Genomic DNA, 26,533 nt, shown 5'->3' with positions numbered 1-26,533 from the left:
TTAATGTAAGGTTTTTGTGTGGACTGGCTTCTTGATGTTTTTGCTACCTGGCTCTACGGCTTAAAAGTAATCGCGATAACGTTAGCGGTCATTATGTTCATCAGCGGGCTGGACGATTTTTTTATTGATGTCGTCTACTGGGTACGCCGCATTAAACGCAAGTTGAGTGTTTATCGCCGCTACCCGCGAATGAGTTACCGCGAACTGTATAAACCAGATGAAAAACCGTTAGCGATTATGGTTCCGGCGTGGAATGAAACGGGCGTCATCGGCAATATGGCCGAGCTGGCGGCGACCACGCTCGACTACGAAAACTATCATATCTTTGTTGGCACCTACCCCAACGACCCCGATACTCAGCGTGATGTTGACGAAGTGTGCGCTCGCTTCCCGAACGTGCATAAGGTAGTCTGCGCGCGTCCTGGCCCCACCAGCAAAGCCGACTGTCTGAACAACGTGCTGGACGCCATCACCCAATTTGAACGTAGCGCCAATTTCGCTTTTGCTGGTTTTATTCTGCATGACGCCGAAGATGTGATTTCACCAATGGAATTGCGTCTGTTCAACTATCTGGTCGAGCGTAAAGATCTGATTCAGATCCCAGTGTATCCGTTCGAACGCGAATGGACGCACTTCACCAGCATGACCTACATTGATGAGTTTTCAGAACTGCATGGCAAAGATGTTCCGGTGCGTGAAGCCCTCGCCGGACAGGTGCCCAGCGCAGGAGTCGGCACCTGTTTCAGCCGCCGCGCCGTGACCGCACTGTTAGCTGACGGTGACGGTATTGCTTTCGACGTGCAGAGTCTGACTGAAGATTACGACATTGGCTTCCGCCTGAAAGAGAAAGGTATGACGGAAATTTTTGTCCGTTTTCCGGTGGTGGACGAAGCCAAAGAACGCGAGCAGCGTAAATTTTTACAGCATGCGCGGACGTCAAACATGATCTGTGTGCGCGAATATTTCCCCGATACCTTTTCGACTGCGGTTCGGCAAAAATCTCGCTGGATCATCGGCATTGTTTTCCAGGGCTTTAAAACCCACAAATGGACCTCCAGCCTGACGCTGAACTACTTTCTCTGGCGCGACCGCAAAGGGGCAATCAGTAACTTTGTCAGCTTCCTCGCGATGCTGGTGATGATCCAGCTTTTGCTGTTGCTGGCGTATGAAAGTTTGTGGCCCGATGCCTGGCATTTCCTTTCTATTTTCAGCGGCAGCGCATGGTTAATGACTCTGCTGTGGCTAAACTTTGGCTTGATGATTAACCGCATCGTGCAGCGGGTGATTTTCGTTACTGGCTACTACGGCCTGACGCAGGGGCTGCTATCTGTCCTGCGTCTTTTCTGGGGCAACCTGATTAACTTCATGGCCAACTGGCGCGCGTTAAAACAGGTACTTCAACACGGCGATCCACGTCGTGTCGCGTGGGATAAAACAACGCATGACTTCCCCAGCGTGACTGGCGATACCCGCTCGTTGCGTCCGTTAGGTCAAATCCTGCTGGAAAATCAGGTCATCACTGAAGAACAACTCGATACAGCACTGCGTAATCGCGTCGAAGGTCTACGCCTGGGCGGTTCAATGCTGATGCAGGGGCTGATTAGCGCCGAGCAACTGGCACAGGCGCTGGCAGAGCAAAACGGCGTGGCGTGGGAATCCATCGATGCCTGGCAGATCCCTTCCTCGCTGATTGCCGAAATGCCGGCCTCCGTGGCGTTGCATTATGCGGTACTGCCGCTGCGTCTGGACAATGATGAGTTAATTGTCGGCAGTGAAGATGGTATTGACCCGGTTTCGCTGGCGGCCCTGACGCGTAAAGTCGGACGCAAAGTGCGTTACGTCATTGTTCTGCGAGGACAAATTGTCACCGGATTACGCCACTGGTATGCACGCCGACGCGGTCACGATCCGCGGGCAATGTTGTACAATGCAGTTCAGCATCAGTGGCTCACGGAACAGCAGGCCGGTGAAATCTGGCGGCAATATGTGCCGCATCAGTTCCTGTTCGCAGAAATACTGACCACGCTCGGTCATATTAATCGTTCAGCAATTAACGTGTTGTTATTGCGCCATGAACGCAGTTCTCTGCCGCTCGGCAAGTTTTTGGTCACCGAAGGCGTTATTAGCCAGGAAACGTTGGATCGCGTCCTGACAATTCAACGCGAATTACAAGTTTCGATGCAATCACTATTACTCAAAGCAGGTTTAAACACTGAACAGGTTGCACAACTGGAGTCCGAAAATGAAGGAGAATAACCTTAATCGCGTCATCGGATGGTCTGGTTTACTGCTGACATCTTTATTGAGTACCAGCGCACTCGCAGACAATATCGGCACCAGCGCAGAAGAGCTGGGGCTGAGCGATTATCGCCATTTTGTTATTTATCCCCGTCTCGATAAGGCGCTGAAGGCACAGAAAAATAACGACGAAGCAACCGCCATCCGCGAATTTGAATATATACACCAGCAGGTGCCGGATAATATTCCGCTGACTTTATACCTTGCGGAAGCCTATCGCCATTTTGGTCATGATGACCGGGCGCGGCTGTTGCTTGAGGATCAACTGAAACGTCACCCTGGAGATGACCGGCTTGAGCGCAGTCTGGCGGCTATTCCAGTTGAAGTGAAAAGCGTTACGACTGTTGAAGAACTGCTTGCCCAGCAAAAAGCGTGCGATGCTGCGCCGACCCTGCGTTGTCGCAGTGAAGTCGGGCAGAATGCCCTGCGGCTGGCACAATTACCTGTCGCCAGAGCGCAACTTAACGATGCGACGTTTGCTGCATCGCCGGAAGGAAAAACGTTGCGAACCGATCTGCTGCAACGGGCAATCTACCTGAAACAATGGTCCCAGGCAGATACGCTATATAATGAAGCACGCCAGCAGAACACATTAAGCGCGGCAGAACGCCGTCAGTGGTTTGACGTGCTTCTTGCCGCGCAGCTGGATGATCGGATCCTGGCGCTGCAATCACAGGGGATCTTCACCGATCCTCAGTCATATATTACTTATGCGACCGCGCTGGCTTATCGTGGCGAAAAAGCACGCCTCCAGCATTATCTCATTGAAAATAAGCCGCTGTTTACCACGGACGCACAAGAGAAAAGTTGGCTCTATCTGTTATCTAAATACAGCGCCAACCCCGTTCAGGCGTTGGCGAATTATACGGTGCAGTTTGCCGATAACCGCCAGTATGTTGTTGGCGCGACGCTACCAGTGCTGTTAAAAGAAGGTCAGTACGACGCAGCGCAAAAACTGCTCGCCACCCTCCCCGCCAATGAAATGCTTGAGGAGCGTTATGCCGTTAGCGTAGCAACCCGTAACAAGGCTGAAGCTCTGCGTCTGGCACGATTGCTGTATCAGCAAGAACCGGCAAGTCTTACCCGTCTGGATCAACTGACCTGGCAACTGATGCAGAACGGGCAGTCACGCGAAGCTGCCGATTTATTGCTGCAACGCTATCCTTTTCAGGGCGATGCGCGTGTCAGCCAGACGTTAATGGCGCGACTGGCGTCTCTGCTGGAAAGTCATCCTTACCTGGCAACGCCGGCGAAGGTGGCAATTTTATCGAAACCTTTACCGCTGGCGGAGCAACGTCAGTGGCAAAGTCAGTTGCCGGGTATTGCTGATAATTGCCCGGCAATAGTTCGCTTGCTGGGCGATATGTCGCCTTCTTACGATGCTGCCGCCTGGAACCGTCTGGCAAAGTGTTATCGGGACACGCTACCCGGTGTGGCGTTGTATGCATGGCTTCAGGCCGAACAACGACAACCGGACGCCTGGCAACATCGTGCGGTAGCCTATCAGGCGTATCAGGTTGAGGACTATGCCACCGCACTGACAGCCTGGCAGAAAATCAGTCTTCACGACATGAGCAATGAGGATCTGCTTGCTGCCGCCAATACCGCCCAGGCGGCAGGAAATGGCGCGGCTCGCGATCGCTGGTTACAACAGGCAGAACAACGTGGACTGGGAAACAATGCCCTCTACTGGTGGCTGCATGCGCAACGTTACATTCCAGGTCAGCCGGAACTCGCACTGAACGATCTCACGCGCTCAATCAATATTGCGCCTTCTGCCAACGCTTACGTTGCGCGGGCAACAATTTATCGCCAACGTCATAATATCCCGGCGGCGGTGAGTGATTTGCGCGCCGCGCTGGAACTGGAACCGAATAATAGCAACACCCAGGCAGCGCTTGGTTACGCCTTGTGGGATAGCGGTGATATCGCACAGTCGCGGGAAATGCTCGAACAGGCGCATAAAGGGCTACCGGACGATCCGGCACTTATCCGACAACTGGCCTACGTGAACCAACGTCTGGATGACATGCCTGCGACGCAGCACTACGCCCGACTGGTGATTGATGACATTGATAATCAGGCGCTGATAACCCCACTGACCCCAGAGCAAAATCAGCAACGCTTCAATTTCCGCCGTCTGCATGAGGAGGTCGGTCGCCGCTGGTCGTTCAGTTTCGATTCTTCTATCGGCTTGCGTTCCGGCGCAATGAGTACCGCTAACAATAATGTCGGCGGCGCAGCGCCAGGGAAAAGCTATCGTAGCTACGGGCAACTGGAAGCCGAGTACCGCCTCGGACGCAATATGCTGCTGGAAGGCGACCTGCTCTCAGTTTATAGCCGCGTCTTTGCCGATACCGGTGAAAACGGGGTGATGATGCCGGTGAAAAATCCGATGTCCGGCACCGGTCTGCGCTGGAAGCCACTGCGCGATCAGATCTTTTTCCTCGCCGTCGAACAGCAGTTGCCGCTGAACGGACAAAATGGCGCATCCGATACCATGCTGCGCGCCAGCGCCTCATTCTTTAATGGCGGCAAATACAGCGACGAATGGCACCCGAACGGTTCAGGCTGGTTTGCCCAAAACCTGTACCTCGATGCGGCGCAATATATCCGCCAGGATATTCAGGCGTGGACGGCAGATTATCGCGTCAGCTGGCATCAGAAGGTGGCGAACGGGCAGACTATTGAGCCTTATGCTCACGTTCAGGACAACGGCTATCGTGATAAAGGCACTCAGGGCGCGCAGCTTGGCGGTGTCGGGGTCCGCTGGAATATCTGGACCGGCGAGACGCACTACGACGCCTGGCCGCACAAAGTCAGTCTCGGCGTCGAATATCAACATACCTTTAAGGCGATTAATCAACGTAACGGAGAGCGCAACAACGCGTTTCTCACCATTGGAGTGCACTGGTAAATGCGTAAGTTCATTTTCGTATTGCTGACACTGCTTTTGGTCAGCCCTTTTTCCTTTGCGATGAAAGGTATTATCTGGCAACCACAAAACCGTGATAGTCAGGTTACCGATACCCAGTGGCAGGGGCTGATGAGTCAGTTACGTTTGCAAGGCTTCGATACACTGGTTTTGCAATGGACCCGTTACGGCGATGCATTCACCCAGCCAGAACAGCGCGCGTTATTGTTTAAGCGTGCTACAGCTGCGCAACAGGCTGGCCTGAAGCTGATTGTCGGGCTGAACGCCGATCCGGAATTTTTTATGCACCAGAAACAGTCGTCCGCAGCGCTGGAAAGCTATCTTAATCGCCTGCTGGCTGCCGATCTCCAGCAAGCCAGATTATGGAGCGCCGTGCCTGGCGTAACGCCGGATGGCTGGTACATCAGCGCGGAAATTGACGACCTGAACTGGCGCAGCGAAGCCGCCCGTCAGCCTTTGCTAACATGGTTAAACAACGCGCAGCGGTTGATTAGCGATGTTTCAGCAAAACCGGTTTATATCAGTATTTTTTTCGCCGGAAACATGTCGCCAGATGGCTATCGCCAACTGCTGGAACAAGTTAAAGCAACCGGTGTTAATGTCTGGGTACAGGATGGCAGCGGCGTGGATAAACTGACCGCTGAACAGCGTGAACGTTATCTACAGGCCAGCGCCGATTGCCAAAGTTCCGCCCCAGCAAGCGGCATTGTTTATGAACTGTTTGTCGCTGGTAAAGGTAAAACGTTTACAGCGAAACCGAAACCGGATGCAGAGATCGCCTCGCTGTTAGCGAAACGTTCCTCTTGCGGTAAAGACACGCTCTATTTCTCTCTGCGCTATTTGCCCGTCGCGCAGAGTATCCTTGAGTATTAATGATTAAAGGGAGCAACTTAGCTTGCTCCTTTCCTTTTCACTTTCCTAATCAAAATCCTGGCAAGATGAATTATTTAGCAGAATATCTGTTTTCATTTTATTCGTCTGACGTGTTCCAATTATTTAGCAAAACCGCGACAACAAAGTGATGGTGTAATTTGTAAAAGGGAACAAATAAATGGCTCGCCCTGCAGGATTCGAACCTGTAGCCCACGGCTTAGAAACTCCAGGAACGACATTTTAAGTCAACAAATTACCGCGCCATCTCTGCGTTCACACGTCCCACTACCTCAAAATATGTAAAACCTTGCAAGCCATTGCGAGGCCTTATGTGTCTCAGTTTTGTTCCTCTTTTTTATACTAAAAAACACAGCAATTGAGGATAAACCTCATGCTATTATCGCTAATATGCATCTAAAGGCATGGCACTTGAATAGATAAAAACTCCACAAAGAAAAAAATAATTAGCCCATAAAACCACAATGCAAAACACAAACAGACAATTAAACTAAAAAACTGACAGTGCATTGTGACAAAAATTCAATGTTAAACAAAATATAAACAGTGGGGCAATATACAATTGACTCATTAAGTTAGATATAAAAAATACATACTCAATCATTAAAACGATTGAATGGAGACCTTTTATGCGGGCGAAACTTCTGGGAATAGTCCTGACAACCCCTATTGCGATCAGCTCTTTTGCTTCTACCGAGACTTTATCGTTTACTCCTGACAACATAAATGCGGACATTAGTCTTGGAACTCTGAGCGGAAAAACAAAAGAGCGTGTTTATCTGGCCGAAGAAGGAGGCCGAAAAGTCAGTCAACTTGACTGGAAATTCAATAACGCTGCAATTATTAAAGGGGCAATTAATTGGGATTTGATGCCCCAGATATCTATCGGGGCTGCTGGCTGGACAACACTCGGCAGCCGAGGTGGCAATATGGTCGATCAGGACTGGATGGATTCCAGTAACCCCGGAACCTGGACGGATGAAAGTAGACACCCTGATACACAACTCAATTATACCAACGAATTTGATCTGAATATCAAAGGCTGGCTCCTCAACGAACCCAATTACCGCCTGGGACTCATGGCCGGATATCAGGAAAGCCGTTATAGCTTTACAGCCAGAGGTGGTTCCTATATCTACAGTTCTGAGGAGGGATTCAGAGATGATATCGGCTCCTTCCCGAATGGAGAAAGAGCAATCGGCTACAAACAACGTTTTAAAATGCCCTACATTGGCTTGACTGGAAGTTATCGTTATGAAGATTTTGAGCTAGGTGGCACATTTAAATACAGCGGCTGGGTGGAAGCATCTGATAACGATGAGCACTATGACCCAGGAAAAAGAATCACTTATCGCAGTAAAGTCAAAGACCAAAATTACTATTCTGTTGCAGTCAATGCAGGTTATTACGTAACACCTAACGCAAAAGTTTATATTGAAGGCGCATGGAATCGGGTTACGAATAAAAAAGGTAATACTTCACTTTATGATCACAATGATAACACTTCAGACTACAGCAAAAATGGTGCAGGCATAGAAAACTATAACTTCATCACTACTGCTGGTCTTAAGTACACCTTTTAACAACGTTAAATAGATTTTCTCCCCGGTGGTATTGTATAGCCCCGGGGAATTTGTTTACCGTTAAAAGCAAACAATATCCCCTAATCTTGTAAGCATTTAACCTGCGTCCTGGCGTGTAACCTCTTACCGCAACACAAGACTCAATATATTCAAATTCGTTATGCCGTGGCATCATTTAACCCCTTGTAATTCATCGCTATAATTGATTTAATTCACAAATAAAACTATAACATGGTGAAACTAATGAAAAAAAACACAGATGATGGGGCTAAAATTTACACACCACTTACCCTAAAGCTTTATGACTGGTGGGTTTTGGGTGTATCAAATCGGCTTGCATGGGGATGTCCTACAAAGGAACACCTTCTTCCACACTTTCTGGAACATTTAGGTAACAACCATCTGGATATTGGCGTTGGAACTGGGTTTTACCTTACTCACGTACCTGAGAGTAGTCTGATATCTTTAATGGATTTGAACGAAGCTAGCCTGAACGCGGCATCGACAAGGGCTGGGGAATCAAAAATTAAACATAAAATTAGCCATGATGTTTTTGATCCTTATCCCGCGGCGTTACATGGTCAATTTGATTCCATTTCCATGTTTTACCTTCTTCACTGCCTGCCTGGAAATATATCTACAAAAAGCTGTGTAATACGCAATGCGGCGCAGGCCTTAACTGACGATGGAACTCTATACGGAGCCACAATTCTTGGTGACGGCGTTGTGCACAATAGCTTCGGTCAAAAACTGATGCGCATTTACAATCAGAAAGGCATCTTTTCAAACACAAAAGATTCCGAAGAAGGCTTAACACATATACTCTCAGAGCATTTCGAGAATGTTAAAACCAAGGTTAAAGGTACTGTAGTAATGTTTTCCGCTTCAGGGAAAAAATAGCATCCAGACGCAGCACGTTCTTGCGCACGACGTGCTGCGGCATAATCCCAATGATTACTCTCTGACAGGGTTCACAGGCCACTCAATATCAGGGGCAGTTGATGTATCAACTCGGTTCAGCAACACCCGATACATCTTCCAGGCTTCCAGCAACGAGGTTTCTTCCTCCGTATCCTTTATCCATGATGTGCCGTTCCACTTCTGAAACTCCCCTGCCGGGGATAACCAGGTGACATTTTCCGGTAACGGACCGAGTTCAGAAATAAATAACGCGTCCCCTGATGCCACGTCATAAACCGTTTTACCCAGATGGTCTTCAACGAGATGCCACGATGCCTCATCACTGTTGAAAACAACCACGAAGCCAGCCGGAATATCTGGCGGTGCAATATCGGTACTGTTTGCAGGCAAACCTGTATGAGGTGGAATGGCACAAGAGACTTACAAAAGAATCAGGCAAAACGCCTGATTGATGAGAGCCCCGAACTACTGAAATCTGTCGTCAAATTTGCGCTGGTAACTGTTCTGAGAAAGTCGAACATCATAAATCTGGAGTGGCAACAGATTGACATGCAGCGACAAGTTGCCAGGGTGGATCCAGAAGATAGCAAATCAAATCGCGCCATTGGTGTGGCGCTGAACGATACCGCCTCTAAAGTGTTGCGTGATCAAACAGGCAAGCATCACAAATGTGGGTGTACATACCAGGGCGGCTAAGCGAGCAGATGGAACATCAATGCCTGCGCTCAGGAAGATGCGCATTGACAGCAAGACAGCATGGCTATCAGCTTGTCGTCGTGCAGGAGTTGAAAATTTCCGTTTCCATGACCTCTGGCATACCCGGGCAAGCAGGTTGATTCCGTCAGGCGTCCCATTATCAGTGCTTCAGGAAATGGGCGGATGGGAGTCCAGAGAAATGGTTCGTAGATATGCTCACCTTGCGCCTAATCATTTGACTGAGCACGCGAGGAAAATAGACGACATTTTTGGTGATAATGTCCCACTCTGGAATTATAGAAGAAATAAAGAAGGCGTAACTGATTGAATTTTAATGGCGCGCCCTGCAGGATTCGAACCTGCGGCCCACGACTTAGAAGGTCGTTGCTCTATCCAACTGAGCTAAGGGCGCATTGATACCACGGTGTGCTGTAATCGCGTGAATTATACGGTCAACCCTTGCTGAGTCAATGGCTTTTGAACCAGTTGCTGAACAAGTGTACGACCGCATCAGATGTAGCTCACTATGGCGGCAAACCAACGACGGTTATCATGATAGGTGTGAATCAGCCAGGTACAGAAGGTTTTACTTTTCAGAAAACGAAAACTGACAGCGCGCCACGCTTCTGACAAAATAGGCGCATCCCCTTCGACCTACGTAACAGATGGAATCCTCTCTCTGATGGCAGCAAAGATTATTGACGGTAAAACGATTGCGCAGCAGGTGCGCTCTGAAGTTGCTCAAAAAGTTCAGGCGCGTATTGCAGCCGGACTGCGGGCGCCAGGACTGGCCGTTGTGCTGGTGGGTAGCAACCCTGCATCGCAAATTTATGTCGCAAGCAAACGCAAGGCTTGTGAAGAAGTCGGGTTCGTCTCCCGCTCTTATGACCTCCCGGAAACCACCAGCGAAGCGGAGCTGCTGGAGCTTATCGATGCGCTGAATGCCGACAACACCATTGATGGCATTCTGGTTCAACTGCCGTTACCGGCGGGTATTGATAACGTCAAAGTGCTGGAACGTATTCATCCGGACAAAGACGTGGACGGTTTCCATCCTTACAACGTCGGTCGTCTGTGCCAGCGCGCGCCACGTCTGCGTCCCTGCACCCCGCGCGGTATCGTCACGCTGCTTGAGCGTTACAACATTGATACCTTCGGCCTTAACGCCGTGGTGATTGGCGCATCGAATATCGTCGGTCGCCCAATGAGCATGGAACTGCTGCTGGCAGGTTGCACCACCACCGTGACTCACCGTTTCACTAAAAATCTGCGTCACCACGTAGAAAATGCCGATTTGTTGATCGTTGCCGTCGGCAAGCCGGGCTTTATTCCTGGTGACTGGATCAAAGAAGGCGCAATTGTGATTGATGTCGGCATCAACCGTCTGGAAAATGGCAAAGTTGTGGGCGACGTCGTGTTTGAAGACGCGGCTAAACGCGCCTCATACATTACGCCTGTTCCGGGCGGCGTTGGCCCGATGACGGTTGCCACGCTGATTGAAAACACGCTACAGGCGTGCGTTGAATATCATGATCCACAGGGTGAGTAACATGGCGACATTTTCTTTAGGTAAACATCCGCACGTTGAGCTGTGCGACTTGCTGAAACTGGAAGGCTGGAGCGAAAGCGGCGCGCAGGCGAAAATCGCGATAGCCGAAGGCCTGGTGAAAGTCGACGGTGCGGTTGAAACGCGCAAACGCTGCAAAATCGTCGCCGGTCAGACAGTGAGTTTTGCAGGTCACAGCGTACAGGTTGTTGCCTGATCCCTTTCCCGGCCTGTATCAACAGGCCGGTTCTCTTTTCAGACTTTTGCCCTCTACGCCCCGTTCATCCATGCTGATAGCATCGACATTTTGCCGAAGCGACCATCATGCCAACCGTTATTACGCACGCCGCCGTTCCCCTATGCATTGGTTTAGGGTTGGGTTCGAAAGCCATCCCTCCGCGTCTGTTATTTGCCGGAATCATCCTGGCGATGCTGCCCGATGCCGATGTATTGTCGTTTAAATTTGGCGTTGCTTACGGAAATGTTTTTGGTCATCGCGGGTTTACCCATTCGCTGGTGTTTGCGTTTGTTGTCCCGCTGTTATGTGTGCTGATTGGACGTCGATGGTTCAGGGCTGGGCTGATTCGCTGCTGGCTGTTTTTAACCGTCTCGTTGCTATCGCACAGCTTGCTGGATTCGGTAACCACTGGCGGTAAATGGGTTGGCTGGCTGTGGCCGTGGTCAGATGAACGCTTTTTCGCTCCCTGGCAGGTGATTAAAGTCGCGCCGTTTGCATTGTCTCGTTACACCACGCCGTACGGGCATCAGGTGATTATTTCTGAATTGATGTGGGTGTGGTTGCCGGGGATGTTACTGATGGGAATGTTGTGGTGGCGCAGACGATAACCGGATGCGAAAACTCGCATCCGGCAATAGCGCAATTACTTACGACGCCAGGTGGTCCCTTGCGGGCCATCTTCCAGCACGATCCCCATCTCGTTAAGACGGTCACGCGCCGCATCTGCCGCCGCCCAGTCTTTCGCTTTACGGGCATCCAGACGCTGTTGAATTAACGCTTCAATCTCAGCCACTTCGCTGTCGTCTGCCTGCGCACCGCTTTGCAGGAACGCTTCCGGTTCTTGCTCCAGCAGGCCCAATACGGCAGAAAGTTTACGCAGGTGAGACGCCATTGCATTCGCCGCTGCCATATCTTCTGCTTTCAGACGGTTCACTTCACGCGCCATATCAAACAGTACGGAATAGGCTTCCGGAGTGTTGAAATCGTCGTTCATCGCCTCGATAAAGCGCGCTTCAAACGCTTCGCCACCGGCAGGCGCAACGGTTTTGTCTGTGCCGCGCAGCGCAGTGTAGAGACGTTCCAGCGCCGCACGCGCCTGTTTCAGGTTCTCTTCGCTGTAGTTCAACTGACTGCGATAGTGACCCGACATCAGGAAGTAACGCACAGTTTCCGCATCGTAGTATTTCAGCACATCACGCACGGTGAAGAAGTTACCCAGCGATTTAGACATCTTCTCGCGGTCAACCATCACCATACCGGAGTGCATCCAGTAATTCACATACTGGCCATCGTGCGCACAGGTGGACTGGGCAATTTCGTTCTCGTGGTGCGGGAACATCAGGTCAGAACCGCCGCCGTGGATATCAAAGTGGTTACCCAGCTGCTTGCAGTTCATTGCCGAACATTCAATGTGCCAGCCAGGACGGCCCGCGCCCCACGGAGACGGCCAGCTAGGTTCGCCCTCTTTCGACATTTTCCACAGAACGAAGTCCATCGGGTTGCGTTTGTCGTCGACCACGTCAACGCGCGCGCCTGCCTGCAGCTGATCGAGATCCTGACGCGACAGCACGCCATATGTCGGATCGGTCGGGACGTCGAACATCACGTCGCCGTTGTCAGCCACATAAGCGTGACCTTTAGCGATCAGTTGTTCAGTGAGTTCAATAATTTCGGCGATATGGTGCGTCGCGCGCGGCTCCATATCCGGGCGCAGAATGTTCAAAGCATCAAAATCTTTGTGCATTTCGGCGATCATGCGATCCACCAGCGCCACAAAGCTTTCGCCATTTTCATTGGCGCGTTTGATGATTTTGTCGTCGATATCAGTAATGTTGCGCACATACTTCAGCTTATAGCCGAGGAAACGCAGATAGCGCGCAACCACGTCAAAGGCAACAAAGGTACGCCCGTGACCGATATGACAGAGATCGTAAACGGTGATTCCACACACGTACATGCCGACTTCCCCGGCGTGAATAGGCTTAAATTCCTCTTTTTGGCGTGTCAGAGTATTGAAGATTTTTAGCATCGAAGATTCCGTTTAGACATGTGTGGGTAATTGAGTTGCGTATAATACCCATATTTCCCGCGCGAATCAGCATACATTGCGAGATGATCCGATCGTGCGGTTATGCTATAACACCACCCTATATATGACCCGAACCGGGTTGAAGCACCAATCAAACGGAACAGGATGCAAAAATGGTTACTTTCCACACCAATCACGGCGATATTGTCATCAAAACTTTTGACGATAAAGCACCTGAAACAGTTAAAAACTTCCTGGACTACTGCCGCGAAGGTTTTTACAACAACACCATTTTCCACCGTGTTATCAACGGCTTTATGATTCAGGGCGGCGGTTTTGAACCGGGCATGAAACAAAAAGCCACCAAAGACCCGATCAAAAACGAAGCGAACAACGGTCTGAAAAATACCCGTGGTACGCTGGCAATGGCCCGTACTCAGGCACCGCACTCTGCAACTGCCCAGTTCTTCATCAACGTGGTTGATAACGACTTCCTGAACTTCTCTGGCGAAAGCCTGCAAGGTTGGGGCTACTGCGTATTTGCTGAAGTGGTTGAAGGCATGGACGTGGTAGACAAAATCAAAGGTGTGGCAACCGGTCGTAGCGGTATGCACCAGGACGTGCCAAAAGAAGACGTTATCATTGAAAGCGTGACCGTTAGCGAGTAATCGTGGCGACACTCTTTATTGCAGATCTTCATCTCTGCGTGGAAGAACCGGCGATCACCGCCGGTTTTCTGCGTTTTTTAGCAGGGGAGGCCCGCAAGGCCGATGCGCTGTATATTCTTGGCGATCTGTTTGAAGCCTGGATCGGCGACGACGATCCCAACCCACTTCATCACCAGATGGCCGCAGCGATCAAAGCGGTATCCGATTCCGGCGTTCCCTGTTATTTCATTCATGGCAACCGTGATTTTCTGCTCGGCAAACGCTTTGCCCGTGAAAGCGGCATGACGTTATTGCCGGAAGAAAAGGTGCTCGAACTTTATGGTCGTCGGGTGTTGATTATGCATGGCGACACGCTGTGCACCGATGACGCGGGTTATCAGGCTTTTCGCGCCAAAGTCCACAAACCCTGGCTGCAAACGCTATTCCTCGCCCTGCCGTTGTTTGTGCGCAAACGCATTGCCGCGCGAATGCGCGCGAACAGTAAAGAAGCCAACAGCAGTAAATCGCTGGCGATCATGGACGTTAACCAAAACGCGGTGGTCAGTGCGATGGAAAAACATCAAGTGCAATGGCTGATCCACGGGCATACCCATCGCCCGGCGGTGCATGAACTTATCGCCAATCAGCAACCTGCTTTTCGCGTGGTACTGGGTGCCTGGCATACAGAAGGTTCGATGGTGAAAGTCACGGCGGATGACGTTGAGCTAATCCATTTTCCTTTCTGACCACGAATGGACAGATTCTGAAAAAGCACCGAACTAACGCAACCTGTATATCTTTTTTAAAATCAGCAAGGTAATAATCTCTGAGTGAAATAACAACAGGGAATATTATTATGCAACGCTGCAACGGATTTTTGATTTCTGGCATCGCCCTTACGGCAGGAGCGCCACTGTGTATTAGCTGGTTCGGTCTTGTCGGCTTCTATTTTGGCGCATTGTCACTGGTAGCTGCGGCGGTCATTTCCTGGATAGTCTATTTCTGGCTCATTTATTTAGTACTCACCCGCCCCCATAACCAACGCTTTGTAGAAAGATATATATTGATTGTCGGTATATGCTTTTTACCGTGGAGCATTGTGCTGATATGGGCATTCTTTGCCAGTTCAGCCAGAGCGCATAATCAACACGCAGAACAAATTAAAAACTCAACAACTGACGGTTAATTCCGCCTACGCAACCGTTTTCCTAGCACTCTTTCCGTGCTATTCTCTGTGCCCTCTAAAGCCGAGAGTTGTGCACCACAGGAGTTTTAAGACGCATGTCTTCCCGCAATAATCCGGCGCGTGTCGCCATCGTGATGGGGTCCAAAAGCGACTGGGCTACCATGCAGTTCGCCGCCGAAATCTTCGAAATCCTGAATGTCCCGCACCACGTTGAAGTGGTTTCTGCTCACCGCACCCCCGATAAACTGTTCAGCTTCGCCGAAAGCGCCGAAGAGAACGGTTATCAGGTGATTATTGCGGGCGCAGGCGGCGCAGCGCACCTGCCTGGCATGATTGCCGCCAAAACGCTGGTGCCGGTGCTGGGCGTGCCAGTACAGAGCGCCGCACTGAGCGGTGTCGATAGCCTCTACTCCATCGTACAAATGCCGCGCGGCATTCCGGTGGGTACGCTGGCGATTGGTAAAGCTGGCGCGGCAAACGCGGCGTTACTGGCAGCACAAATTCTTGCGACTCATGATAAAGAACTGCACCAGCGTCTGAATGACTGGCGCAAAGCACAAACTGATGAAGTGCTGGAAAACCCGGACCCGCGAGGTGCGGCATGAAACAGGTTTGCGTCCTCGGTAACGGGCAGTTAGGCCGTATGCTGCGTCAGGCAGGCGAACCGTTAGGCATTGCTGTCTGGCCGGTCGGGCTGGACGCTGAACCGGCGGCGGTGCCTTTTCAACAAAGCGTGATTACCGCTGAGATCGAACGCTGGCCGGAAACTGCATTAACCCGCGAGCTGGCGCGCCAGCCGGCCTTTGTGAACCGCGATGTGTTCCCGATTATTGCCGACCGTCTGACTCAGAAGCAGCTTTTCGATAAGCTCCACCTGCCGACCGCACCGTGGCAGTTACTTGCCGAACGCAGCGAGTGGCCTGCGGTGTTTGATCGTTTAGGTGAGCTGGCGATTGTTAAGCGCCGCACTGGTGGCTATGACGGACGCGGTCAATGGCGTTTACGCGCCGCTGAAACCGAACAGTTACCGGCTGAATGCTACGGCGAATGTATTGTCGAGCAGGGCATAAACTTCTCAGGTGAAGTGTCGCTGGTTGGCGCGCGCGGTTTTGATGGCAGCACCGTGTTTTATCCGCTGACGCATAACCTGCATCAGGACGGCATTTTGCGCACCAGCGTCGCTTTCCCGCAGGCCAACGCACAGCTGCAGGCGCAAGCTGAAGAGATGTTGTCGGCGATTATGCAGGAGCTGGGCTATGTGGGCGTGATGGCGATGGAGTGTTTTGTCACGCCGCAAGGTCTGCTGATCAACGAACTGGCTCCGCGTGTGCATAACAGTGGGCACTGGACGCAAAACGGTGCCAGCATCAGCCAGTTTGAGCTACATCTGCGGGCAATTACCGATCTGCCGTTACCGCAACCAGTAGTGAATAATCCGTCGGTGATGATCAATCTGATTGGTAGCGATCTGAATTATGACTGGCTGAAACTGCCGCTTGTGCATCTGCACTGGTACGACAAAGAAGTCCGTCCGGGCCGTAAAGTGGGGCATTTAAATTTGACCGACAGCGACACATCGCATCTGACCGCGACGCTGGAAGCCTTAATCCCGCTGCTGCCACCGGAGTATGCCAGCGGCGTGATGTGGGCGCAGAGTAAGTTCAGTTAACCTGGTGCTCATTTGATTGCCGGATGCGGCGTGAACGCCTTATCCGGCCTACCGTTCCAACACCGCCTGTAGACCTGATAAGACGCACCAGCATCGCATCAGGCATGGTGTGCCGATTGCCGGATGCGGCGTGAACGCCTTATCCGGCCTACCGTTCCGACACCGCCTGTAGACCTGATAAGACGCGCCAGCATCGCATCAGGCATGGTGTGCCGATTGCCGGATGCGGCGTGAACGCCTTATCCGGCCTACCGTTCCAACACCGCCTGTAGACCTGATAAGATGCGCCAGCATCGCATCAGGCATGGTGTGCCGATTGCCGGATGCGGCGTGAACGCCTTATCCGGCCTACCGTTCCGACACCGACTGTAGGCCTGATAAGACGCGCCAGCATCGCATCAGGCATGGTGTGCCGATTGCCGGATGCGGCGTGAACGCCTTATCCGGCCTACCGTTCCGACACCGCCTGTAGACCTGATAAGACGCGCCAGCATCGCATCAGGCTAGATGTGCCAATTGCCTGGTGCCCATCACTACAGCGAAATACAAGTCCCCGCTTCGCCCGCCAGCGTCTCTTCAATCCGCGATAACGCCCCAATCCACGCGGGTTTACCACGGCTTCTGACATAGCCACTCACCGCCGTTACCTTCGGCCCCATCGAACCATCGGCTTTGGCAAATGGCGCTAACTCATCCGGTGTGGCATGGCGAATGGCACGTTGCTGCGGCGTTCCCCAGTTTTCATATACCGCATCAGCATCGGTGAGGATCACCAGTCCATCGGCATTAATCTGCTCGGCGAGCAACGCAGCGGCGAGATCTTTATCAATCACCGCTTCACTCCCTGCCCCGTCTTCCGTCACAGGCACACCACCGCCGCCACTGCAAATCACCACATGCCCCTCTTTGAGCAACAACTCGATGGCTTCGCTGTCGAGAATTTTACGCGGTTGCGGAGACGCCACCACCCGACGTAAATATTTACCATCACGTTTCATCTGCCAGCCGTAAGCCGCTTCCAGTGCCTCTTGTTCTTCTGGCTGATAAACCGGACCGATAAACTTCTCTGGCTGTAAAAACGCCGGATCATCAGGCGAAACCTCAATGCGCGTCAGCACCGTCGTGACAGGCGGCATCTGCGGCTGTGCGCTCAAGCTCTGCGCCAGCATATAGCCAATCATCCCCTGGCTTTCCGCCACCAGTACATCCAGCGGATACGGTTCTACCTCTTTCCACGCCAGATTCTGTAACGCCAGCAGCCCCACCTGCGGTCCGTTGCCGTGAACAATTGCCAGCCGATAAGAACGGGCCAGGCGCGCCAGCGCGGGTACAGCACTGGCAATATTGCGATATTGATTTTTTGCCGTCAGCGCCTCACCGCGCTGGAGTAAGGCGTTGCCCCCAAGAGCCACAACCAGTGTTTTCATGGTTTCCCTTGTAATAATTGTTGGCCAAGCCAGAACCCCAGCAGCGTATCTGCCCCTGACGTATGCCCCAGCGCCAGCAGCGAATCGATCGCCGCTGCGGTACGTTTCGGGCAACTCAGCGCATGAACAAAGTGCAGGAGTGGCGAGGCGAAATATCCTTGCGCGGCATAACGTAAATAACTGACGCTCACCGCAGTGGTAACGAGTTGAAGATTGTCGGAACAGGCAAAAAACGGGCGACCGGAGCGCGCATCTAAAGCGCCATAATACCAGGCCGCCAGCAGCATTCCGCTCAGCGTGTCATCATGACTTGGCGTTAATCCGGGGCCTTTACCCAGCCAGTGCCGCCAGTCGGTCTTAACGCCATTGAGCGCGGCCTGAAAACAGTGACGAAACTGGCGTAATTCAGCAGGCAGCGGATCGCTTGCCGCCAATGCCAGTGGCCCGAAAAGCCCGGTTTCCTCCGCGCGTTGCATCCATGCAACGGCAAGCGGTTGAGGATGCGCAGGCGGCGTAATACGTAGCAAACAATAACGCTGTGGCTGTTTAACCGTGAAACGCCCGAGACGAATACCTTGTGCCACAACCTGTGGTCGTTCATTGCCGCATAATCCACCGCATAACGCATCGAATTGCGCGCGGCGAAGCACCCATCCGCCGGGGCCGAAACCACTCCCCTGACGATGCAGCGTTAACAGTTCGCCGCTTTCCGTCATCAGGTTAATCGCCCGCCGCCACACTCCCGCTAACCGCCAGGACTGGCGATAATTCGGTGCGCTACGGCTGGCAAGCAGAGGATGGATGATCGTCATTGTGCGTTCCTCAACCAATCCCCATGCTTTCAGCCAGTGCTTCCAGCGCCTGTTCAAAGCACGCCAGCGGTGCCCGCACGGTGCCTGCGCCAATCTGCCCGATCCCCGCCTCTTTATGGGCGATACCGGTATTGATGAGTGGCGTAATGCCGGTTTCTACCACGCGACGAATGTCCAGCCCCAGGCACGCCCCCTGGAAATCCCAGCCGGGGATCTGCAACTGCATATTGCGTTCAAGGTAAATTTCCGCCATCTCTTCAGATACCGCTCTGGCCGCTTCCATGCCACCCGCACCGACAAAGCGCGTTACGCCAGGCGCTGCGATCATTGCCGCACCTCCGATACCAAAGGTTTCGGTAATCGCGCTATCGCCCATATCCGGGTTCGCCTGCTCCTGCGAGAAGCCGGTGAAAAACAGACCTTGCGGAGTGTTTACAGGCGCAGTAAACCAGCGTTCACCCAGCCCGCTTACCCGAATCCCGAACATATTGCCGTTGCGGGTCATAGCCGTAACGATGCTGCCTGCGCGGATCATCGCGCCTGCATCCATCGCCGCCTTGCAGTAGGCCATCGCGAGGTTGAGGAAGAACTGATCGGTCACGCTGAGAAAATCCATCACTTCCGCAATGTGCTGTTTATCATGATCGAGGCGAGCAATTTGTGGGGCCAGCGTACGCATTAACAGTGCTGAGGAAGCAATATTGCGTTGATGGAACTCATCGCCCATGGTAATGCCCTGCGCCATCATTGCCGTGAGATCGATACCGCGCTCCATGCGCCCCAGCGCCGCGCTTAATACTGGCATTAACACATCGCGCATCCAGCGATGGCGAGTCAGGACATCTTCGCCGTAAGCGCCAAAACGCATCACTTTGCCGATACCTTCGTTGAGGTTGCAGTACGCCCGGTTGCCGTCGGTCACGTTCTCGACCACCAGCATCGGCATACTGGCAGAAGTAATGCCGCCCATTGGCCCGACGGCATTCACATGGTGACAAGGAATGAAGTTCACTTCCCCCTGCTCCAGTATTGCCAGCGCCTGCGCTTCATCTTTCGCCCAGCCTTCGAACAGACATGCGCCCACGCACGCCCCTTTCATGGGTCCGGTCATCTCCTGCCAGCGCATTGGCGGCCCGGCGTGAAGCAGTGTTTTGCCCTTGTTTAGTTCGCTGATAAGTGAAGAAGCCGGTTGCACATCCAGCCAGTGTGGACGAGCACGACGAATTTGTTCGATAACCGCAGCATTGGCTTGCGCCACTGATGTAAACATGGGAACCCCTTATTGCAAACGTTCTAATAAACGAGCCAGTTTTTTATTGCCGCCGGCGACTGGCGACCATTGGTAATGCACAACCGGTTTGCTGGCGCTTTGTAGCTCCAGCGCAAAGCTGCGTAATCCGATGTTAATCACGGCGACGTTTTCCAGTAATGACGGTGTGTGTTGCTGTGTGGCAGGCGAGAGCGGATGAATTAACGCCGCAGCCAGCAAGGTGGCTTCCGGTAGCGAACTCACTACCGCGATCCCCGCATCTTCCAGCGTGGCGATTTGCTGCGAGCGGCATTGCGGGTCACGTTCAGTGCCTGTCACCGTGGCAATGGCATACAGTGGTTGATTGTCTGAACGCGCGGCACAGGCTTTTTGCCAGGCGCTCACCAGCGAGGCGGCAGGATCGGCGGTCGCGCCGAAGCCAATCACGACATCAAGCAGCAACACTCGCACTTGCGGTTTAGCGCCGAGATCGGCAATTAACAGGTTGCGTAAGGTCGGGTCGATCATCGGATGGGGACGCCCGACGGTGTAAAAATCATCGCCCAGGTCGAGGATCTGATGTCCGTCGGCGTCCAGCATCATGCCATGTTGATGGGTATCGTCGGCTTCCACGCCAAGGTGTCCGGCAAGTAATCCCGCCGCTTCAGCAGCCAGCGTACCGCCGGTATACAAACCGCAAATAAATCCGCTGCTGACAGGCGCTATCGCGTTACGTCGCGCAGTGACGCGTGAAAGCAGACAAGCCAGACGAGCGGCCTCATCCAGCGAGGAGGCAAACCAGACATTCTCGTCGCGGGCCACCGCCGGGGTATAACCTAAAAACAGCGCCACCGTCGGTTTGCCAGTTGCTTTCATGGCATTAACAATTTTCAGACGCACAGTTTCGGCAGGTGGTTTTGAAACAAATGCCAGCACTTCGCTTTTCTCGTCTGCACTGAGCATTTCCAGCGCCGTTAGCGCACTGATGCCGCCCACTTCACGGCTGAGATCGCGCCCGCCAAGACCAATCGCGTGAGTAATTCCCTCCCCTGCCAGCGCAATCTGTGAGCACAGCTCCTGAATCCCGGTACCGGAAGCGCCTATGACGCCAATGTTGCCTTCCGGCATCACATTAGCAAAAGCCAGCGGCGTGGCAGCAATCATCGACGTACCGCAGTCTGGCCCCATCACCAGCAAGCCTTTTTCCCGCGCGCGGGTTTTAAGTTGGATTTCATCTTCCAGCGTGACGTTATCGGAGAACATCATCACGTTGAGGTTGCGATCCAGCGCCTGGTTCGCCAACTCCGCCGCATACTCACCAGCCACTGAAATCAGCGCCAGATTGGCATCGGGTAATTTCTGACTGGCACTGTCCCAGCGACGCACCTGCGTCAACGCCTGGCTGCTGCCTGAACCCTGCGCCAGTTGTTTTAGCGCCTTTTCAAGCTGCTGCATAACCGCCTGCGCGATCCCCGCATCCGCCGCTTCGCTACGAATTGCCACGCAAATATCGTTCGGCGTGGCGTTATTAAAATCGTCATGCCAGAAACCTGTAGTATCTAATAACGCTTTATTGGCGGGCGTACCCATCATTACGGAAACATCATCAACATTTTCTGATTCGCTGAGTTTTCGTGAAATAATCATTAAACTGACCGAATCCTGAAAACACCCTTTTTTAATAAAGGCGTGGATCATAACAACTCCTTAAAAATTGCACCCATGGCAATTGCACGAGCAGTGTTAATGTGGCGATTACGGTATCGATGACAACGAGTAAATAAGGTGATGAATATCACACGGGGATTATTAACAAAAGAATTCAAATAACCGCCAGACTATTACGCGTTATTTTTTAATAAGCATGGTTGTTTTAAAAACCAGGTTAAAAGCACGAAGATTATCAAATAAATTCTAACTATATTTTTTTGCCTGTCTGGATCACATAATCCAGATATTTTCCCTGTATGTTAATTGCAGTCATGCTTCACACCGTCGTTAAAAAGGAAGACAGATGAAAATCAGTCGGGAAACACTCCACCAGCTAATCGAGAATAAACTCTGCCAGGCTGGGTTAAAACGTGAGCACGCTGCAACCGTGGCTGAAGTATTGGTTTACGCCGATGCCAGAGGGATCCACTCTCATGGCGCGGTGCGCGTTGAATACTACGCCGAACGCATTTCAAAAGGCGGCACCAACCGCGAACCGGAGTTTCGTCTTGAGGAAACCGGACCGTGCTCGGCAATTTTACATGCCGACAATGCCGCCGGACAGGTCGCGGCGAAAATGGGTATGGAACATGCCATCAAAACCGCCCAGCAAAAAGGCGTTGCGGTGGTCGGTATCAGCCGGATGGGTCACAGCGGCGCAATCTCTTATTTTGTGCAGCAGGCTGCCCGCGCCGGATTGATTGGCATTTCGCTGTGCCAGTCCGATCCAATGGTGGTGCCGTTTGGCGGCGCGGAAATTTACTACGGCACTAACCCACTGGCCTTTGCCGCGCCGGGAGAAGGCGACGAGATCCTTACCTTTGATATGGCGACTACCGTACAGGCATGGGGAAAAGTACTCGACGCCCGCTCGCGCAATATGTCTATCCCGGATACCTGGGCAGTCGATAAAAACGGTGCACCAACAACCGATCCGTTCGCGGTACATGCTCTGCTCCCCGCCGCTGGGCCAAAAGGGTATGGCCTGATGATGATGATTGACGTCCTCTCAGGCGTCTTACTCGGCTTACCGTTCGGGCGACAGGTTAGTTCGATGTATGACGATTTACACGCCGGGCGTAATTTGGGGCAATTACATATAGTTATTAACCCGAACTTTTTCTCCTCCAGCGAATTATTCCGTCAACATCTTAGCCAGACCATGCGCGAATTAAATACCATTACCCCCGCGCCCGGTTTTAATCAGGTTTATTATCCCGGACAGGATCAGGATATTAAACAACGCAAAGCCGCCGTCGAAGGCATCGAAATTGTTGATGATATTTACCAGTATTTAATTTCCGACGCGCTTTATAACACGTCATACGAAACGAAAAATCCCTTTGCGCAATAATTATTGAGACAGGACTTTCTTATGATTACACATTTCCGTCAAGCTATAGAAGAAACGCTGCCCTGGCTTTCCTCTTTTGGCGCTGACCCAGCGGGTGGGATGACCCGTTTACTTTATTCGCCGGAATGGCTGGAAACCCAGCAGCAGTTTAAAAAAAGAATGGCAGCAAGCGGGCTGGAAACACGTTTCGATGAAGTGGGGAATTTATACGGTCGCCTGAATGGCACCGAATATCCACAGGAAGTGGTTCTGAGCGGTTCGCATATCGATACCGTGGTTAACGGCGGTAACCTCGACGGGCAATTCGGTGCGCTGGCGGCGTGGCTGGCAATTGACTGGCTGAAAACGCAATACGGCGCGCCGTTACGTACGGTCGAAGTGGTGGCGATGGCAGAAGAAGAAGGCAGCCGCTTCCCGTATGTTTTCTGGGGCAGTAAAAATATTTTTGGGCTGGCGAATCCTGACGACGTGCGGAATATCTGTGATGCCAAAGGAAATAGTTTTGTCGATGCGATGAAGGCTTGCGGATTTACTCTGCCGAACGCCCCACTAACTCCGCGTCAGGATATTAAAGCCTTTGTCGAACTGCATATCGAACAGGGCTGTGTGCTGGAAAGTAATGGGCAGTCAATTGGCGTGGTGAATGCAATTGTCGGGCAACGTCGCTATACGGTGACGCTGAACGGTGAATCAAACCATGCAGGCACCACGCCGATGGGTTATCGTCGTGATACGGTTTACGCTTTCAGTCGCATTTGCCATCAGTCTGTCGAAAAAGCGAAAAAGATGGGCGACCCGCTGGTTCTGACTTTTGGCAAAGTAGAGCCGCGCCCGAATACGGTGAATGTAGTGCCGGGTAAAACCACGTTCACCATTGATTGTCGTCATACCGATGCTACCGTGCTGCGCGATTTCACCCAACAGTTAGAAAACGACATGCGGGCGATTTGCGATGAAATGGATATTGGTATTGATATCGATTTATGGATGGACGAAGAACCCGTGCCGATGAATAAGGAGCTGGTCGCCACCCTGACAGAATTGTGTGAAAGCGAAAAACTGAATTACCGGGTGATGCACAGTGGTGCCGGGCACGACGCGCAAATTTTCGCGCCTCGCGTGCCGACCTGCATGATTTTCATTCCCAGCATCAACGGGATCAGCCATAACCCGGCGGAACGCACCAATATTACCGACCTTGCCGAAGGGGTCAAAACGTTGGCACTCATGCTTTATCAACTTGCCTGGCAGAAATAAGGAGTTATAAATGGGATATTTAAATAACGTCACCGGTTACCGCGATGATTTACTGGCTAACCGTGCGATTGTTAAACACGGTAATTTCGCACTGTTAACACCAGACGGTCTGGTAAAAAATATTATTCCGGGCTTTGTAAATTGTGACGCGACAATCCTCTCCACGCCAAAGCTGGGTGCCTCTTTTGTTGATTATCTGGTCACACTGCATCAAAACGGCGGCAACCAACAGGGCTTCGGTGGCGAAGGCATTGAAACGTTCCTGTATGTGATCTCTGGAAATATCACTGCCAAAGCCGAAGGGAAAACATTTGCCTTAAGCGAAGGTGGCTATCTTTATTGCCCGCCAGGCTCCTTAATGACGTTTGTTAACGCCCAGGCCGAAGACAGCCAAATCTTTTTATATAAGCGTCGCTATATTCCGGTAGAAGGTCATGCGCCGTGGCTGGTTTATGGCAATGCCAGCGAACTGGAACGCATTCATTATGAAGGCATGGACGATGTTATTCTGCTGGATTTTCTGCCCAAAGAGTTAGGTTTTGATATGAACATGCATATCCTCTCTTTTGCACCAGGTGCCAGCCACGGTTATATCGAAACCCACGTTCAGGAACACGGTGCCTATATTCTTTCCGGTCAGGGGGTTTATAACCTCGACAATAACTGGATCCCGGTGAAAAAAGGCGATTACATCTTTATGGGCGCTTATTCTTTACAGGCTGGTTATGGCGTAGGGCGTGGTGAAGCGTTCAGCTATATTTACTCGAAAGATTGCAACCGCGACGTAGAGATTTAAGTCATACCACTCGCCTGATTATTTTTAGCTATGTTGGATTTTGCCACGGTTTATTCCGTGGCTTTTTTTGTAGTCAATTCAGGTAAAAAAAGATGCGATATAAATCGCATCCGCTTTAAAGGTAATAGTCAGTTTTTAATTCCCTGACCTATTTTAATGGCGCAGGCAATATTTCGCGCACTGTTGAAGAGATTGGTTTCACCGCTGGCGAGCACTTCGGCTAAAGGAGCCAGACGTGGCAAAATGCTGAATACCGCATCAATGCCGTACTGGTGCACCACTTCCACGCCATCACCCAATACGCCAGCAATCCCAATCACCGGGACATTAAACTGCTTCGCCACCGATGCCACACCCAGCGGCGCTTTACCGCCTGCCGTTTGCGAGTCGATGCGCCCTTCCCCGGTGATCACCAGTGCTGCACCCTGCACTGCCTGCGCAAGATTGACCGCATTCAACACAATCTCAATACCCGGTTTAATATCCGCATTGAGGAATACCGCCGCCGCAATGCCCATACCGCCCGCCGCGCCACCACCCGCCATCTGGCAGACGTTGATTTCAGTTAGCTGTTGTAAAACACGGGCGTAATTTTGCAGCCCCTGTTCCAGCTCTTCGACCATCTCCGGCGTTGCCCCTTTTTGCGGGCCAAACACCGCCGCCGCGCCGCGTGCCCCTACCAGCGGGTTATCAACGTCACATGCTACTTCAATATGACAGTTCGCCAGACGCGGATCGCATTCATTCATCTCAATACTTGCCACGCGCGCTAAATTGCCGCCGTTAGCCGCCAGCGGCTGACCGTCGGCATCAAGGAAACGCACACCGAGCGCCTGCGCCATGCCCATACCGCCGTCGACCGTCGCACTGCCGCCAATGCCGAGAATAATATGGCGAATGCCATTATCCAGCGCATGGAGAATTAACTCCCCCGTACCAAAACTGGAGGCCAGCAACGGATTACGCTTTTCAGGCACGACCAGCATCAGGCCACTTGCTGCTGCCATCTCAATCACCGCCGTTTTCCCGTCGCCGGTAATGCCATAAAAAGCATTCACTTTTTCGCCCATCGGCCCGCAGACTTCAAGCTTCACGATGTTACCGTCCGTCGCGGCGACCATCGCCTCCACCGTCCCTTCGCCGCCATCCGCTATCGGCAAACAGATATAGTGCGCATCGGGAAATATGGTCGAAAACCCGGCTTTAATTGCCTGACAACATTTTTCTGCACTTAAGCTCTCTTTAAAAGAGTCTGGCGCAATGACAATCTTCATTATCAATCCTTTTTC

General features: G+C 52.0%; 22 protein-coding genes, 1 tRNA gene and 2 pseudogenes. 17 read left to right on the top strand and 8 right to left on the bottom strand.

What is annotated here, in order from left to right:
- Positions 1-18 precede the first annotated feature (18 nt).
- The 5 genes from nrfB (at position 19) to ACJHX4_RS01660 (ending at position 8,607) form a co-directional block, all read left to right on the top strand.
- Entirely contained in the window at positions 19-2,256 is a 2,238-nt protein-coding gene (gene nrfB / locus ACJHX4_RS01680; RefSeq protein ID WP_000383919.1) for a cyclic di-3',5'-guanylate-activated glycosyltransferase NrfB, read from the top strand.
- The gene (gene nfrA / locus ACJHX4_RS01675) at positions 2,243-5,215 is read left to right on the top strand and encodes a bacteriophage adsorption protein NfrA (protein WP_001295846.1); all 2,973 of its coding nucleotides are present in this window, start codon (positions 2,243-2,245) and stop codon (positions 5,213-5,215) included. The genes nrfB and nfrA overlap by 14 nt, the downstream gene beginning before the upstream one ends.
- Positions 5,216-6,106, top strand: coding sequence for a DUF4434 family protein (locus ACJHX4_RS01670; protein ID WP_001224593.1), 891 nt, complete (start codon positions 5,216-5,218; stop codon positions 6,104-6,106).
- A 647-nt stretch (positions 6,107-6,753) separates the two neighbouring features.
- Positions 6,754-7,707: an omptin family outer membrane protease OmpT gene (ompT, locus tag ACJHX4_RS01665; RefSeq protein WP_001531469.1), complete on the top strand. Its 954-nt coding sequence runs from the start codon at positions 6,754-6,756 to the stop codon at positions 7,705-7,707.
- Between the two features lie 231 nt (positions 7,708-7,938).
- Positions 7,939-8,607: a class I SAM-dependent methyltransferase gene (locus ACJHX4_RS01660; protein WP_000239877.1), complete on the top strand. Its 669-nt coding sequence runs from the start codon at positions 7,939-7,941 to the stop codon at positions 8,605-8,607.
- Between the two features lie 54 nt (positions 8,608-8,661).
- On the opposite strand, the pseudogene ACJHX4_RS01655 reads toward ACJHX4_RS01660, so the two are convergent.
- Positions 8,662-9,036, bottom strand: a pseudogene (locus tag ACJHX4_RS01655) (tail fiber assembly protein); the annotation flags it as partial.
- A gap of 18 nt (positions 9,037-9,054) precedes the next feature.
- Here ACJHX4_RS01655 and ACJHX4_RS01650 point away from each other — a divergent pair.
- Positions 9,055-9,644, top strand: a pseudogene (locus ACJHX4_RS01650) (site-specific integrase); the annotation flags it as partial.
- Positions 9,645-9,659: 15 nt separating this feature from the next.
- Here ACJHX4_RS01650 and ACJHX4_RS01645 read toward each other — a convergent pair.
- Positions 9,660-9,736: transfer RNA gene (locus ACJHX4_RS01645), tRNA-Arg, on the bottom strand.
- Positions 9,737-10,006: 270 nt separating this feature from the next.
- Here ACJHX4_RS01645 and folD point away from each other — a divergent pair.
- The 3 genes from folD (at position 10,007) to ACJHX4_RS01630 (ending at position 11,716) form a co-directional block, all read left to right on the top strand.
- On the top strand, positions 10,007-10,873 hold the full coding sequence (gene folD / locus ACJHX4_RS01640) for a bifunctional methylenetetrahydrofolate dehydrogenase/methenyltetrahydrofolate cyclohydrolase FolD (RefSeq protein WP_000729155.1): 867 nt from the start codon (positions 10,007-10,009) through the stop codon (positions 10,871-10,873).
- Position 10,874: 1 nt separating this feature from the next.
- Positions 10,875-11,087 (top strand): ribosome-associated protein YbcJ, encoded by a 213-nt coding sequence (ybcJ, locus tag ACJHX4_RS01635; RefSeq protein WP_000190282.1) that lies wholly within the window; start codon positions 10,875-10,877, stop codon positions 11,085-11,087.
- 107 nt (positions 11,088-11,194) lie between these two features.
- Positions 11,195-11,716, top strand: a complete 522-nt coding sequence (locus ACJHX4_RS01630; protein ID WP_001143517.1) for a metal-dependent hydrolase — start codon at positions 11,195-11,197, stop codon at positions 11,714-11,716.
- A gap of 35 nt (positions 11,717-11,751) precedes the next feature.
- Here ACJHX4_RS01630 and cysS read toward each other — a convergent pair whose 3' ends face one another.
- Positions 11,752-13,137 carry a cysteine--tRNA ligase gene (cysS, locus tag ACJHX4_RS01625; protein WP_000912352.1) on the bottom strand — a complete coding sequence of 462 codons (1,386 nt, stop codon included), beginning with the start codon at positions 13,135-13,137 and terminating at the stop codon, positions 11,752-11,754.
- Between the two features lie 173 nt (positions 13,138-13,310).
- Between cysS and ppiB the strand changes: the two genes are divergently transcribed.
- From ppiB to purK, 5 genes are all read left to right on the top strand, one after another.
- On the top strand, positions 13,311-13,805 hold the full coding sequence (gene ppiB, locus ACJHX4_RS01620; RefSeq protein ID WP_000255987.1) for a peptidylprolyl isomerase B: 495 nt from the start codon (positions 13,311-13,313) through the stop codon (positions 13,803-13,805).
- A 2-nt stretch (positions 13,806-13,807) separates the two neighbouring features.
- Positions 13,808-14,530 (top strand): UDP-2,3-diacylglucosamine diphosphatase, encoded by a 723-nt coding sequence (gene lpxH, locus ACJHX4_RS01615; RefSeq protein ID WP_000212244.1) that lies wholly within the window; start codon positions 13,808-13,810, stop codon positions 14,528-14,530.
- Positions 14,531-14,640: 110 nt separating this feature from the next.
- Positions 14,641-14,970 (top strand): hypothetical protein, encoded by a 330-nt coding sequence (locus ACJHX4_RS01610; RefSeq protein WP_001188440.1) that lies wholly within the window; start codon positions 14,641-14,643, stop codon positions 14,968-14,970.
- 95 nt (positions 14,971-15,065) lie between these two features.
- The gene (purE, locus tag ACJHX4_RS01605; protein WP_001295318.1) at positions 15,066-15,575 is read left to right on the top strand and encodes a 5-(carboxyamino)imidazole ribonucleotide mutase; all 510 of its coding nucleotides are present in this window, start codon (positions 15,066-15,068) and stop codon (positions 15,573-15,575) included.
- Positions 15,572-16,639, top strand: a complete 1,068-nt coding sequence (gene purK / locus ACJHX4_RS01600) for a 5-(carboxyamino)imidazole ribonucleotide synthase (protein ID WP_000815584.1) — start codon at positions 15,572-15,574, stop codon at positions 16,637-16,639. Before purE ends, purK begins: the two co-directional genes overlap by 4 nt.
- A gap of 533 nt (positions 16,640-17,172) precedes the next feature.
- On the opposite strand, the gene ACJHX4_RS01595 is transcribed toward purK, so the two are convergent.
- The 4 genes from ACJHX4_RS01595 to ACJHX4_RS01580 are packed head-to-tail and all read right to left on the bottom strand — an operon-like array spanning position 17,173 to position 21,825.
- The gene (locus ACJHX4_RS01595) at positions 17,173-18,066 is read right to left on the bottom strand and encodes a carbamate kinase (RefSeq protein ID WP_000855408.1); all 894 of its coding nucleotides are present in this window, start codon (positions 18,064-18,066) and stop codon (positions 17,173-17,175) included.
- A complete protein-coding gene (locus ACJHX4_RS01590; RefSeq protein ID WP_001295842.1) occupies positions 18,063-18,878 on the bottom strand; it encodes a DUF2877 domain-containing protein in 816 nt (271 codons plus the stop codon). Before ACJHX4_RS01590 ends, ACJHX4_RS01595 begins: the two co-directional genes overlap by 4 nt.
- A gap of 10 nt (positions 18,879-18,888) precedes the next feature.
- Positions 18,889-20,148: a DUF1116 domain-containing protein gene (locus ACJHX4_RS01585; protein WP_000495392.1), complete on the bottom strand. Its 1,260-nt coding sequence runs from the start codon at positions 20,146-20,148 to the stop codon at positions 18,889-18,891.
- Positions 20,149-20,157: 9 nt separating this feature from the next.
- Positions 20,158-21,825: an acyl-CoA synthetase FdrA gene (locus ACJHX4_RS01580; RefSeq protein WP_000580890.1), complete on the bottom strand. Its 1,668-nt coding sequence runs from the start codon at positions 21,823-21,825 to the stop codon at positions 20,158-20,160.
- A gap of 316 nt (positions 21,826-22,141) precedes the next feature.
- On the opposite strand from ACJHX4_RS01580, the gene allD reads away from it, so the two are divergent.
- The 3 genes from allD to allE are packed head-to-tail and all read left to right on the top strand — an operon-like array spanning position 22,142 to position 25,244.
- A complete protein-coding gene (gene allD, locus ACJHX4_RS01575; protein WP_000703882.1) occupies positions 22,142-23,191 on the top strand; it encodes an ureidoglycolate dehydrogenase in 1,050 nt (349 codons plus the stop codon).
- A 21-nt stretch (positions 23,192-23,212) separates the two neighbouring features.
- Complete coding sequence (gene allC / locus ACJHX4_RS01570; protein ID WP_001295841.1) at positions 23,213-24,448, top strand: allantoate deiminase; 1,236 nt, start codon at positions 23,213-23,215, stop codon at positions 24,446-24,448.
- A 10-nt stretch (positions 24,449-24,458) separates the two neighbouring features.
- Positions 24,459-25,244 (top strand): (S)-ureidoglycine aminohydrolase, encoded by a 786-nt coding sequence (gene allE, locus ACJHX4_RS01565; RefSeq protein WP_000540975.1) that lies wholly within the window; start codon positions 24,459-24,461, stop codon positions 25,242-25,244.
- A gap of 128 nt (positions 25,245-25,372) precedes the next feature.
- Here the strand turns inward: allE and glxK are convergent, their stop codons facing one another.
- Positions 25,373-26,518: a glycerate 3-kinase gene (gene glxK, locus ACJHX4_RS01560; RefSeq protein WP_001295840.1), complete on the bottom strand. Its 1,146-nt coding sequence runs from the start codon at positions 26,516-26,518 to the stop codon at positions 25,373-25,375.
- Positions 26,519-26,533 lie beyond the last annotated feature (15 nt).

Origin of the sequence: Escherichia sp. WS2035 (assembly GCF_046487065.1) — a bacterium.
GTDB lineage: Bacteria > Pseudomonadota > Gammaproteobacteria > Enterobacterales > Enterobacteriaceae > Escherichia > Escherichia coli.
The sequence above is the reverse complement of the archived record's forward strand: the minus strand, read 5'-3'. Positions and strand labels throughout refer to the sequence as shown.

What these genes read in the sequence shown, in the direction of transcription:
- nfrA (WP_001295846.1), top strand. Translation starts at nt 2,243, where the DNA reads ATGAAGGAGAATAACCTTAATCGCGTCATCGGATGGTCTGGTTTACTG.
- ACJHX4_RS01670 (WP_001224593.1), top strand. Translation starts at nt 5,216, where the DNA reads ATGCGTAAGTTCATTTTCGTATTGCTGACACTGCTTTTGGTCAGCCCT.
- ompT (WP_001531469.1), top strand. Translation starts at nt 6,754, where the DNA reads ATGCGGGCGAAACTTCTGGGAATAGTCCTGACAACCCCTATTGCGATC.
- ACJHX4_RS01660 (WP_000239877.1), top strand. Translation starts at nt 7,939, where the DNA reads ATGGTGAAACTAATGAAAAAAAACACAGATGATGGGGCTAAAATTTAC.
- folD (WP_000729155.1), top strand. Translation starts at nt 10,007, where the DNA reads ATGGCAGCAAAGATTATTGACGGTAAAACGATTGCGCAGCAGGTGCGC.
- ybcJ (WP_000190282.1), top strand. Translation starts at nt 10,875, where the DNA reads ATGGCGACATTTTCTTTAGGTAAACATCCGCACGTTGAGCTGTGCGAC.
- ACJHX4_RS01630 (WP_001143517.1), top strand. Translation starts at nt 11,195, where the DNA reads ATGCCAACCGTTATTACGCACGCCGCCGTTCCCCTATGCATTGGTTTA.
- cysS (WP_000912352.1), bottom strand. Translation starts at nt 13,137, where the DNA reads ATGCTAAAAATCTTCAATACTCTGACACGCCAAAAAGAGGAATTTAAG.
- ppiB (WP_000255987.1), top strand. Translation starts at nt 13,311, where the DNA reads ATGGTTACTTTCCACACCAATCACGGCGATATTGTCATCAAAACTTTT.
- ACJHX4_RS01610 (WP_001188440.1), top strand. Translation starts at nt 14,641, where the DNA reads ATGCAACGCTGCAACGGATTTTTGATTTCTGGCATCGCCCTTACGGCA.
- purE (WP_001295318.1), top strand. Translation starts at nt 15,066, where the DNA reads ATGTCTTCCCGCAATAATCCGGCGCGTGTCGCCATCGTGATGGGGTCC.
- purK (WP_000815584.1), top strand. Translation starts at nt 15,572, where the DNA reads ATGAAACAGGTTTGCGTCCTCGGTAACGGGCAGTTAGGCCGTATGCTG.
- ACJHX4_RS01595 (WP_000855408.1), bottom strand. Translation starts at nt 18,066, where the DNA reads ATGAAAACACTGGTTGTGGCTCTTGGGGGCAACGCCTTACTCCAGCGC.
- ACJHX4_RS01590 (WP_001295842.1), bottom strand. Translation starts at nt 18,878, where the DNA reads ATGACGATCATCCATCCTCTGCTTGCCAGCCGTAGCGCACCGAATTAT.
- ACJHX4_RS01585 (WP_000495392.1), bottom strand. Translation starts at nt 20,148, where the DNA reads ATGTTTACATCAGTGGCGCAAGCCAATGCTGCGGTTATCGAACAAATT.
- ACJHX4_RS01580 (WP_000580890.1), bottom strand. Translation starts at nt 21,825, where the DNA reads ATGATCCACGCCTTTATTAAAAAAGGGTGTTTTCAGGATTCGGTCAGT.
- allD (WP_000703882.1), top strand. Translation starts at nt 22,142, where the DNA reads ATGAAAATCAGTCGGGAAACACTCCACCAGCTAATCGAGAATAAACTC.
- allC (WP_001295841.1), top strand. Translation starts at nt 23,213, where the DNA reads ATGATTACACATTTCCGTCAAGCTATAGAAGAAACGCTGCCCTGGCTT.
- allE (WP_000540975.1), top strand. Translation starts at nt 24,459, where the DNA reads ATGGGATATTTAAATAACGTCACCGGTTACCGCGATGATTTACTGGCT.
- glxK (WP_001295840.1), bottom strand. Translation starts at nt 26,518, where the DNA reads ATGAAGATTGTCATTGCGCCAGACTCTTTTAAAGAGAGCTTAAGTGCA.